This window comes from Bremerella sp. P1 (genome assembly GCF_028748185.1).
GTDB lineage: Bacteria > Planctomycetota > Planctomycetia > Pirellulales > Pirellulaceae > Bremerella.
This window is the reverse complement of sequence record NZ_CP118164.1, coordinates 6387644-6399050: the sequence shown is the minus strand read 5'-3', so window position 1 is coordinate 6399050 and position 11407 is coordinate 6387644. Positions and strand designations below refer to the sequence as shown.

The 11407-nt window shown below is 53.8% G+C and carries 11 protein-coding genes; 8 read left to right on the top strand and 3 right to left on the bottom strand.

What is annotated here, in order from left to right; genetic code table 11:
* Positions 1-112 precede the first annotated feature (112 nt).
* The 6 genes from PSR63_RS25955 to PSR63_RS25930 are packed head-to-tail and all read left to right on the top strand — an operon-like array spanning position 113 to position 4765.
* Entirely contained in the window at positions 113-1585 is a 1473-nt protein-coding gene (locus PSR63_RS25955) for a nicotinate phosphoribosyltransferase (RefSeq protein WP_274328928.1), read from the top strand.
* Between the two features lie 11 nt (positions 1586-1596).
* A complete protein-coding gene (locus PSR63_RS25950) occupies positions 1597-2304 on the top strand; it encodes an NUDIX hydrolase (protein WP_274328926.1) in 708 nt (235 codons plus the stop codon).
* A gap of 9 nt (positions 2305-2313) precedes the next feature.
* Positions 2314-2910, top strand: coding sequence for a bifunctional nicotinamidase/pyrazinamidase (gene pncA / locus PSR63_RS25945; RefSeq protein WP_274328924.1), 597 nt, complete (start codon positions 2314-2316; stop codon positions 2908-2910).
* A gap of 11 nt (positions 2911-2921) precedes the next feature.
* On the top strand, positions 2922-3371 hold the full coding sequence (locus tag PSR63_RS25940; protein ID WP_274328922.1) for an NADAR family protein: 450 nt from the start codon (positions 2922-2924) through the stop codon (positions 3369-3371).
* A gap of 14 nt (positions 3372-3385) precedes the next feature.
* Positions 3386-4219 carry a TIGR02452 family protein gene (locus PSR63_RS25935; protein WP_274328920.1) on the top strand — a complete coding sequence of 278 codons (834 nt, stop codon included), beginning with the start codon at positions 3386-3388 and terminating at the stop codon, positions 4217-4219.
* Between the two features lie 12 nt (positions 4220-4231).
* On the top strand, positions 4232-4765 hold the full coding sequence (locus PSR63_RS25930; RefSeq protein ID WP_274328918.1) for an RNA 2'-phosphotransferase: 534 nt from the start codon (positions 4232-4234) through the stop codon (positions 4763-4765).
* Position 4766: 1 nt separating this feature from the next.
* Here the strand turns inward: PSR63_RS25930 and PSR63_RS25925 are convergent, their stop codons facing one another.
* Positions 4767-5873 (bottom strand): pyridoxal phosphate-dependent aminotransferase, encoded by a 1107-nt coding sequence (locus PSR63_RS25925; RefSeq protein ID WP_274328917.1) that lies wholly within the window; start codon positions 5871-5873, stop codon positions 4767-4769.
* 393 nt (positions 5874-6266) lie between these two features.
* Here PSR63_RS25925 and PSR63_RS25920 point away from each other — a divergent pair, with 393 nt between their 5' ends.
* Positions 6267-7211, top strand: coding sequence for a hypothetical protein (locus PSR63_RS25920; protein ID WP_274328915.1), 945 nt, complete (start codon positions 6267-6269; stop codon positions 7209-7211).
* A gap of 53 nt (positions 7212-7264) precedes the next feature.
* On the top strand, positions 7265-8677 hold the full coding sequence (locus tag PSR63_RS25915) for an amidase (protein WP_274328913.1): 1413 nt from the start codon (positions 7265-7267) through the stop codon (positions 8675-8677).
* Here the strand turns inward: PSR63_RS25915 and astB are convergent.
* The gene (astB, locus tag PSR63_RS25910) at positions 8674-9978 is read right to left on the bottom strand and encodes an N-succinylarginine dihydrolase (RefSeq protein WP_274328911.1); all 1305 of its coding nucleotides are present in this window, start codon (positions 9976-9978) and stop codon (positions 8674-8676) included. The two genes, PSR63_RS25915 and astB, sit on opposite strands and share 4 nt — an antisense overlap.
* The gene (gene astD / locus PSR63_RS25905; RefSeq protein WP_274328909.1) at positions 9975-11405 is read right to left on the bottom strand and encodes a succinylglutamate-semialdehyde dehydrogenase; all 1431 of its coding nucleotides are present in this window, start codon (positions 11403-11405) and stop codon (positions 9975-9977) included. Before astD ends, astB begins: the two co-directional genes overlap by 4 nt.
* Positions 11406-11407 lie beyond the last annotated feature (2 nt).

Below are 11407 nucleotides of genomic sequence, written 5' to 3'. Positions count from 1 at the left end.
CCATTGGCGGCAGCTGGCATCTGCAAGAATGCGAAGGTCCAAGAAACCAAGATAAAATGTCGTTGACAAACCAGGCATAGTGTCGATAATACACTTAGAAAGTGAGAAGACCATGCTCAAGCAACTTTATCAGCCACCGTTGGCGCTTCTGACTGACCTTTACCAGCTGACGATGGCCTACGGCTATTGGAAGTTAGGTCGTGCGGATCAGGAGGCCGTGTTTCATCTCTTCTTTCGCAAGCCACCTTTTAAGGGTGGTTATGCGATTACGGCGGGACTGCAACAAGCGGTCGACTATCTCGAGGCATATCGCTTTGATGACTCGGACGTTACCTATCTTGCCGAGTTAACAGGGAATGATGGCCAGCCGCTCTTCGAACAGGCATTCCTGGATGAACTGCGTGATTTGAAACTCACCGTTGATGTCGATGCGATGCCTGAAGGAACGGTGACGTTCGGCCAAGAACCAATGCTCCGTGTGAAGGGGCCGATTCTTCAGTGCCAACTGCTGGAAACGCCCTTGTTGAACATGATCAACTTTCAGACGCTGATCGCGACGAAGGCATCGAGGATCCGGGCTGCAGCGGGTGAAGATCCGGTACTGGAATTTGGCCTGCGGAGGGCGCAGGGAATCGATGGTGCCCTTTCGGCAAGCCGTGCCGCGTACATAGGTGGGTGTGCGGCGACGTCGAATGTCTTGGCAGGCAAGCTGTATGGTATCCCCGTCAAGGGAACGCACGCCCATAGCTGGGTGATGTCGTTTGATAGCGAACTTGAATCGTTTGAGCGATACGCAGAGGTCATGCCTAACAACTGTGTCTTTTTGGTGGATACGTATGATACGCTCGAAGGCGTCCGTCAGGCGTGCCAGGTAGGAAAGAAGCTCCGCGAGCGTGGCCATGAGATGGTAGGGATTCGGCTCGACTCAGGTGACTTGGCATACCTCAGCATCGAGGCCCGAAAGATTCTTGATGATGCAGGTTTTCCGAAGGCCACAATCGTCGCGTCGAATGACCTCGACGAACACATCATGGAAAACTTGAAGAACCAAGGTGCTCAAATTGCCGTGTGGGGCGTGGGAACCAAGCTGGCGACCGCGTTCGATCAACCAGCACTTGGTGGTGTTTATAAGCTGGCCGCTATGCAGCTCGAAGATGGCAGCTGGGAGCCGAAGGTGAAGCTTTCGGAACAAGCGATCAAAACCTCGATTCCCGGCATGCTGCAGGTCCGCCGATATCAAAGCGAACAAGGGCTGATCGGCGATATGATTTACGACGAAATACGCGGCATCGATCCGCGAGAGATCATCGTCGACAGCAAAGACACTACGCGAAGAAAACGGCTCAGCAAGCATGCTGAGTCGAACGACCTACTGGTCCCGACGATGCGTAACGGCGTACGCGTGGGCGAAATGGAGCCACTCGAAGACATTCGTGCCCGAGCTCTCGAACAGTTGCAATTGGTTCATCCGACGATCCGTCGGTTCATGAACCCACACGAGTATCCTGTGGGACTCGACATTGGACTGCACGACGTGCGAGATCGCATGATCCACGAAAAGCGTGGGCCACAGTTGGGTGATTAAGAAGGACAACCATGCGAAACAAATTGTCAAAGAAGTTCCAATACGAATACCCGCGGGCCGCATTAACGGTAGATATCGTCGTGTTTGCACTCGACGAAGAAGACCTGAAGGTCATGCTCATTCAACGTGATTTGAAACCGTTTCAAGGGCAATGGGCGTTGCCAGGCGGATTCGTTCATGTGGACGAAACCCTGGATGCTGCCGCAAGGCGTGAGCTTCAAGAAGAAACAGGGCTGAAGGATATCTTCCTCGAGCAGCTATTTACCTTTGGAGACCTGGATCGCGACCCACGCGAGCGCGTCGTGACGGTCGCGTATTACGCCTTGGTCAATTTAGAAGGTCACAACGTCCAGGCCAGTACCGATGCGAGAAACGCTGCTTGGTTTTCGCTGAGTGAACTTCCCGAACTCGCGTTTGATCACGCGGAGATTCTGAAAGCCGCTCACGAACGATTGCGGGGCAAGGTGCGGTATCAGCCAATCGGATTTGAATTATTGCCAGAGAAGTTCACCCTGCGTCAACTTCAGCATATGTACGAGGTCATCCTGGATCGAGAGTTGGATAAGCGCAACTTTCGTAAGAAGGTGCTCGGGATGGAGATTGTCCAAGAAACCGATGAAATCGAAAAAGATGTCGCGCACCGCGCTGCTCGACTCTATCGATTCGACCAAAAGGCATACGAACGATTGACCAAGCAAGGATTTCACTTCGAGATTTGAAAGGCAGACATGAAAGCCTTACTGCTGATCGACATACAAAACGACTTTCTCCCAGGAGGAGCGTTGGCGGTTAACGAGGGGGATCTGGTTGTGCCCGTTGCGAATCGACTGATGGGTCAATTTCCGTTGACAGTCGCAACTCAGGACTGGCATCCGGTTAATCACCGCTCTTTTGCCAGCCAACACCCGCAACGGAATATCGGCGAGGTCATCGACTTGGATGGACTACAGCAAGTGCTATGGCCTGACCACTGCGTACAAGGAAGCCACGGAGCAAAACTAGCGCCAGGTCTGAACCTGCAAGGGATCGATCACGTCATTCAAAAAGGGACCGACGTTGAAATCGATAGCTATAGCGGCTTCTTCGATAACGATCATCGTAAGTCAACAGGACTTGGAACACTGCTTCGCGATCAGGGAGTACAGGAGGTCCACTTGGTAGGCCTGGCAACAGACTATTGCGTGAAGTTTACGGCGCTTGATGCCGTATCACTAGGTTTCGAGACTTCCGTCATCCTAGAGGGTATTCGTGGCGTTGAATTAACGTCGGGTGATTGTGCGAGAGCGGTCGACGAGATGCTTTCGGCAGGGGTTGAGGTTATCTAATCGGGAGAGCAATGATGGCGATCGAATTTTATTCCACGAAAAGCAAGTACGGCGAGTTCTCTAACTTTGCGGCCTTTGGATTTCGTATCGACGGACATTGGTACCGCACCAGCGAGCATTACTTCCAGGCGATGAAATTCGAGGACGAAGATTACCAAGAGAAGATTCGCGAGACGAAGAGTCCGATGATTGCAGCGAGGCTCGGACGTAGCCGAAAAGTCAAGATTCGAGACGACTGGGAAGAGGTCAAGGTCGATGTTATGCGGACGGCTGTCCGTGCCAAGATTCATGAACACGACGAGTTGCAAGAGCTTCTGCTGGGAACAGGCGAAGAGCCATTGATTGAAGCTGCAGCGCGAGATTACTTCTGGGGCGTTGGCAAAGATGGCACCGGTCAGAACTGGTTGGGGAAGATATTGATGGAAGTTCGCAGTGAACTCCGAGAAAAGATTGAAACGTGAAGGAATACGGCAAGATGAGCCGAACGAAACGTGCCAGCATCGCTCAGGAGACAGTTAGCATCGTCGCTAACGGCAGCTATGAGTTGGCAGATAGTCGCACGGTCGACGTAACAGAAGAAATTCGCCATTCGATATCGAAAACCAAACTGATTCGTCCGGATGAGTTCGACTCCTTGGTGGTACCCGATTCAAACGATCTGGTTACCCAGTTTGAAGTTCGCAACGAAACGACCCTATACGCTGCCGAGCGACACGTAGTGGAGAGACAGCACGACAATGTTCTGTGTCTCAACTTTGCTTCGGCCAAGAATCCTGGTGGCGGATACCTGGGTGGCAGTCAGGCACAAGAGGAAAGTCTGGCGCGAAGCTCCGCACTTGCGAAAACACTTGAATCGAAGTGGGAATACTACGAAGTCCATCGCTCGTGCGGTACATCGATTTACACGGATCATATGATCCTTAGTCCGGACGTGCCGGTGTTTCGGGACGATGGTGGATCGCTGTTAGATGATCCTTACCTGCTGAGCATTGTGACATCGCCCGCGGTGAACGCAGGTGCCGTGATGAAGAACGAACCACATCGGGCCGCGGAAATCGAAACAGCTATGACTACGAGAATCGACAAGGTCTTAAAGCTGGCAGCTGCCAAGAGCTACCAGCACCTGATACTCGGTGCCTGGGGATGCGGCGTGTTTCGCAATGAGCCAGCAATGATTGCTCGATTGTTTGCAGAAGCCCTGACAAGTGGTGGAAGGTACGAAAATCGATTTGCATCGGTTACGTTTGCCGTTCTCGATCGTGCGGAAGAAGAAAAGATAGTCGGGCCATTTCGAGCCCGCTTTCCATAAGGAAACCAATCCGTGAATGCGGAAAAGCTAAAAAGAATCAGTAAGAAAATGAGTTATATCCTGCGGCATCAGCCAGACTCAGTAGGGCTGACGCTGGCACCAGGGGGCTGGGTCGCCATCGATGACCTACTCGGCGCTTTGAAGATCTCAAAAGAAGTGTTGGATGAAGTTGTCTTCACCAACGACAAGCAGCGATTCGAGTATTCAGAAGATGCGATGCAGATTCGGGCGAGACAAGGTCATTCGACACAGGTAGACCTGCAATACGAAGCCGCAACGCCCCCAGACTTGTTGTTTCATGGGACGGCGACACGGTTTCTCGAGTCGATCTTTGAGAAAGGTTTGATCAAAGGCCAGCGGCATCACGTCCACCTCTCGATCAATCGTGAGACGATGATCGCGGTGGGACGTCGTCATGGAAAGCCTGTCGTACTGGAAGTGAACGCGCAGCAAATGGTGGCTGATGGCTATCAGTTCTTTGTGACCGGAAACCATGTCTGGCTGACCGATCACGTTCCGCCGCAGTATCTGCGGGAGCTGACTTAGGCTATAAGTCTTGCTTGGCCAGCCATGGAATCATCCGTTCAAATGCTTCTTCTATCTTCTCGATCGACGTCGAGTAACTAATTCGAAGTGAATTGGTACAACTCTCGCCGAACGCTTCACCCGGCACGACGCAGACACCGATCTCTTCTAACATTCGTAGAGCGACGTTGCTGGCATTGGTGTGTGGCGGTAGCGAAGGGAAGATAAAGAAACCACCTTGCGGCCAATAGCCTGTCATATGGGGCGCTTCGCTGACGAGTTGCACGATACGATCGCGACGACGGCGGTATTCTTTCACCATCTCGTCAATACACGCATTTCCACCCCGCAGAGCAGCTATGCCTGCCCATTGTGATGGTGTGTTGGCAACGGTCGTCGTGAACATGTGATACCGCCGCAGCATCTTGATGGTTCCCTGGCTGGAGATTACCCAGCCGATTCGGAGTCCGGCCATCGAGAACGTTTTGGAAAAACTACTGGCGATCATCACGTGGTCCAGGTCAGACGCATGCCCTAGCACACTGGCGTATTCGAGGTCGTCTAGTAGCAGGTGATCGTAGACCTCGTCGCTGATGACTTTGACACCCTGATACGCTGCTTCCTGGACGATTGCTTCGATCGTTTCCGGCGGGTAAACGGTGCCGGTGGGATTGCTGGGCGAGTTCAAGATGATTGCGAACGTGCGAGGACCAATCGCATCGATCACTTCTTGGGGGTCAAGTTGATGTCCATGTTCCGCGCGTGTCGGAATCGATTTAACTTCCCCTCCATGCATGCGAACCAATGGAGCGTACAGCGGAAAACAAGGGTCAGGAATCAGAAACTGCCGACCAGGTGCTGCCGTCACGCTAATCGATAGATACATCGCTTCCGTTGCCCCAGTCGTAACCAGGATGTTGTCTTCGGTGATCTCGCGTCCAGTACGCGCACTGTAGTAGCTGGCCAACTCTTTCAACAGTTCTGGCAAACCAGCATCCATCGTATAGCCGGTCTTGCCCTCCTGCAGGGCGTGAATGTAAGCGTCGACGATATGCTTGGGACAGGGAAAGTCAGGCTGACCAATCGAAAGATGGATAACGTTTTCCATCGTCGCGGCGAGATTCACCATACGGCGAATTCCAGGCACAGGCAGCGCTCGAAGGGGGGGGCTCCATTCGAACGCATCATCTGCGGTGGGAATCTTTAAACCAGAAATTAGCTTCTCCGACATTTCGCTCGACATGGAACCAAATCCTCTTCGCAGGTTTGAACGACTGACTTCGCTGGGAGTGGTTTGGGGTGCGACCAACGCATCTTGATCGATTTGCGCTTGTCATTTCAAGATTAATTAGGAACTCGCAAATAAAAAGTTGCTCGCGGTTGGACTATCACGCAAGAACCGATAGGATGCGTGCAAACATTTCTACAACATCAAACTTGATCGTAGCGAGAACGCCGGCGGCATGGTTGCTTTGCAGACTGTGCGCACAACTACGTTTTCTTAGGCCACAGGAGCACACAATTGACGGGAATCGATAACGCGAAACTGGAAGCGGCTCTTGAGGAACAGGGATTAACAACGCGAGACAATTACTCGCTTCCCACATCCGCACTTTCTTTCCCTGATGGCGGACACTTTCGTATCGAGATTGCTGGTGTCGAGCGTCTCTCGGCCTTAGAAACGATGCTTGCCGAGGCAGAAAAACTCAACGTCCCGGTTCATCGCATCATTGCGACCGTCGGTGGGGCGACTTATCTCACGCAAAGCGAATTGAATGAATTTGCGGCTCTGGCCAAGTACAAAAAGATCGAAGTGATCATGACCCTAGGCCCTCGGCGGGGTTGGGATACCGGCCGACAGATTTCGACCCGCGAGGGCATCGTTTCTGGTATGCGGCTGCGTGGCGTCGATAGTATTCGTCATTGGCTCAAGGACTGCGATCGCTGTTTAGAAGCCGGTTTTCGCGGCTTTTTGGTCCCGGATGAAGGATTGTTATCACTCGTCGGCGTTCTCCGTGAAAAAGGTGTGATTCCTGCGGAAACGATCTTCAAGTTGTCGGTCTTCGCTGGACATGCCAACCCGGCGGGTGCTCAATTGGCAGAAAAACTCGGAGCAAACAGCTTCAATCCGCTGGCGGACCTGACACTGCCGATGCTTTCGAGCATCCGTAATTCGATCAGTATTCCAATGGATATCTACTTGTGCCTTGTCAACGCGATGGGCGGATTCAATCGGTTCTATGAAGCCGCGGAGATCGCCCGATTATGTTCGCCTTGTTACTTCAAGATTGAACCGGGGCCATCTGAGGAAGAGATCTACGCGCCCTGGAATTCCCCGGAGTATCACGACACGCAGATTCGTGAACGCGTACGCAATGCGGCGGTCGTGATGGAGCTCATCGAGCGCGAAGGAGCCCCGGTGAAAGCTTCGCCAGCCGGAGGGGAAGACTTGGTCATTCCCCGCTAGTGCGCTGTGCCCGACTTGAATAACACGAAGTTTGAAGCTGGAAGGAACGGAACATGTCTCACCAGGCGACCCATATCGCGGATATGACTGCAGGAGAAATGACCGCTGGTTTCGCGACCGGCGAATTCACGCCAATAGAAGCGACGAAGGCGTGCCTAGACCGAATCCACAAGTACAACGACAAGGTGAACGCCTACAACATTCTCAATGAAGAACTCACGATGGAAGCGGCCCAGCGTTCCACCGAGCGTTGGCGAGTAGGGACGCCTCTGGGGCCTATCGATGGCGTACCGGTCGCGGTGAAAGATATTTTCATGACCAAGGGTTGGCCTAATCGAAAAGGATCAACTCTTACATCGGAAGAACCACTGCAGGTCGATGCTCCAGCGATTGCAGCGCTGCGGCGTAATGGTTTTGTTCCGCTGGGAAGAACGACAACGCCGGAATTTGGTTGGAAAGGGGTCACCGACAATCCGCTGGATGGCGTTACGTCCAATCCGTGGGACCCCACCAAGGTTTCCGGCGGGTCGAGCGGCGGTAGCGGTGCTGCGGTTCCACTAGGCATGGGACCACTAGCGCTGGGAACCGATGCAGGTGGTTCGATACGCATTCCAGCAGGTTTCTGCGGAGTTGTAGGGCACAAGCCAACCCACGGATTATGCCCGATGTGGCCTCCGAGCGCGTTCTACCCACTCGCTCATGTTGGTCCCATGACATGGACGGTGGCGGATACGGCGCTCTTGCTGGATGTCTTGGCAGAACCTGATCCTCGGGACGTGACTTTGCCCAACTGTCCAATATCCTTCCGTGATGTTTTAGAACATGTTGACCTGAGTGGGGTCCGCATCGCGCTGAGCCCGGCGCTCGGTTACGTCGACGTCGAACCAGAGGTACATGCGGCAGTCGTGGCGACCGCAGATGCGTTTGAAGAAGGGGGCGCAGTTATCGAAACGTGTGATCCAGGCTTCTCAGATCCACTCGAGTCGTTCAATCGTCTCTTTTATGGTGGTGCCGCGAACGCGCTTCGGGATATCGGCCCGGACGATCGGGCCAAGATGGATCCCAATCTGATCAAAGTTGCTGAGTGGGCCAGCAAGTTGTCATTGTTGGAGTTTATGGAAGCTTCGAACGAGCGAGCCGATATTACCGAGAAGATGAGTCTCTTTCATCAGAAGTACGACTTGCTTCTCACGCCTACGCTGCCGATACCGGCTTTTGATGCTGGGCTGGAGGTTCCGAAGGATTGGCCGCACGATCGATGGCCAACATGGACCCCGTTCACGTATCCGTTCAATATGACGGGGCAACCCGCCATTTCGGTACCTTGTGGCTTTACCTCAAGCGGTCTACCGATTGGCTTGCAGATTGTCGGCCCCAGACATGCGGACGCGTTGGTGCTTCAGGCTGCTCACTACTATCAGCAGGCTCGTCCCCTTACGTCCATTCGGCCAGAAATGCTTGGTTAGAAGCCAAGCATCTCGTCGAGTTCCTGCATGGCGATGGCGACTTCGTCGATCAAGCGTGGATCGGCAAGGTCGTCCACGGTAAGCTGTGAGCGATAGTGCCGCTTCACCCAATCACATAGCTGGCGGTATTGCCTCTGGGTAATGAACACCGAAGGGGGCAATACCGCCCGCTCTTCTTCGGTGAGAACGACCCGCAGACGCAAGCAGGCGGGGCCTCCACCATTCTGCATACTTTCGCGAAGATCGACGAATTGGCAATCGTAGATTGGGTTGTCAGCTTTCAGCAGGCTGGCGACTAATCGATTCGCGGCTGCGTTCTCCGAACATTCAATGGGGCAGAGCAACAGCATCTGATTGGAACCAGTGGTGATGAGTTGACTGTTGAAGAAATAGCTTTGAACAGCATCGGGCAAAGATAGTTCCTGATCGGTCACCACAATTTGCTGTAGCCCAGGTCCAAAAGTGTCCGAAATCTCAGCTAAAACGCGATCTTGATCGGCAAACGCGAACTCATGAACGAGATGAAACGATTGATTTCCGACGGAGATCACGTCGTTATGAAACACGCCAGCGTCGATCGCGTCTGGATGTTGCCGCGCGAAGACGCAACGTTGGGGATTGAGCATGTGCGAAGTGGCGATCGCTTCTGATGCCGCTCGCGTTTGACGGACCGGAAATCGCTGGGTTTGGTGGTGATCGTCTTGCTCGCGACCATAAACAAATATCTCGACCCCGGGACCGCCGTAGCTGCGGCAAAGCCTGGTATGATTGGCGGCCCCTTCGTCGCTTGTTTCGACCCCCGCAGTCACCGGTTCGTGAACGACAAAATGATTTTTGTCGTGAAAGATCGTTCTAAGTGTCTTGGTTGTCTGCCGTGCTTCCAACGCTCGATGCGGCATCGTCTGCAAGTTGGCTGGCGTGAAGTGAACCCGGCCATCTTCACAATCGCTGCTGGGAGAAACGGTTGCTGCATTGGCCGTCCACATGGCTGAAGCACTGTAAGCAATGCTGAGCAGGTCCGGTCGCTGCTGCCCAGTTGCAGAAATCCGCTCGGCCGGCGAACCCGAGAATCCTTGTACTTCCAGAAACGCGAGATCGGGGCGACGTTGTGGGGGAAGAAATGCTTGTGGGATCCCCAAGTCGGCCACACGCATCATTTTCGCTAGCCCCTGAAGTGCTGCACTACGTGGTGAGGAAATAGCATGTCGATGCCCGACCGATGCCAGATTTCCGTGGGAAAGCCCACCGTAGTGATGCGTCGGCCCAATGAGCCCATCAAAATTCACTTCGTAGGTGGTCACTTTGTCTCGGCTCCTTCCTGGACAGCCTCGACCTCAGCAATCGGAGTATGGCAAAAGTTAATTGCGTGATAGCCAGCCGGGCGATAGTTGCCACTCTGCCCGATTCCCCCAAAGGGGAGTCGTCCGCTTGCGCCGGTTGTGGGTAAATTCCAGTTAATTAATCCGGCGGTTACCTGATTGCGGAATCGATCGAAGTCCGCCCGCTCACCGCACAAGATCCCGGCAGCGAGCCCATACTGGGTATCGTTCGCCTCACGAATCGCCGCATCCAGGTCAGGGACCCGTATGACTTGTAAAAGTGGTCCAAACACTTCTTCATCCCGTCGCGCTGCACAGGCCGTGACGTCCACGATCCCCGGGCTGACGAAAGCGGGTCCGAGTGACATCCGCTCCGCTGGAATAAGTGGAACCGCTCCATGATTTGTCAACTCGGCTTGAAACTTGATGACATCCTCAACAGCATTCGCATGGATCAAGGATCCCATGAATGGTTCGGGTTGATCACTCGGAGGTCCGACGGTCACCTCACGCGTCTTTTCAGCGAGTCGGTCTAACAACGGCCGTGCGTCACCAGTAACGATGAGCCTTCGCGCACAGGTGCAGCGCTGCCCTGAGGTAAGAAACGCGGACTTGACTACTTTGTCCACGGCGTCGTCAATGTTCTCCACTTGGTGGACGACGAGGGGATTGTTGCCTCCTAGTTCCAAGGCCAACAGAACCTCAAGACGCGTGGTTAGGGCTTCCCGTAGTTTGATGCCCGTGGCGCGACTACCGGTGAAGAACAGTCCTCGGAGATGCGGCTCGGCTAAGATAGCCTGACTGGTGGGGATGCCCCCTTGCACAAGATTCAAAACACCTGATGGTAAGCCAGCCTTTTCCCATAGCTCGACCATCACCTGCGCGACGTGTGGGGTTAGCTCGCTCGGTTTGAAAACCACACTATTGCCAGCCAACAGTGCAGGTACGATCTGACCGTTGGCGATATGAGCAGGAAAATTAAAGGGACCGATCACTCCCACGACACCAAGCGGTCGGTAAATGACGCGCCCCTTGAGAGTGTTCGTACTCACTTGAGTGTCATCACGAAGGTGCTGATACGCTTCAATCGTAATCGCGCATTTGGCAGCAACTGCTTTCGCTTCGGTCGTGGCATCCCAGAACGCCTTGCCAACTTCGTTCGAGATCGCCTTCGCGAGCGAATTGGAATGCTTATCGGCAAGTTCAGCAAAACGACGAAGCACTTCGGCACGTTCTTCCCAGGATCGATTGCGCCAGCTTACTTGCGATTCTGCCGCCGCATTGAAAGCGCGACGTACTTCATCGAGCGTGGCCGCATTTCCCTGCCAGAGTTGTTCGCCGGTGACGGGGTTCTCGCTGACAAAGGGATCACCGGAGCCTTGTTGCCAGTTTCCATCGATGTAATTCATGA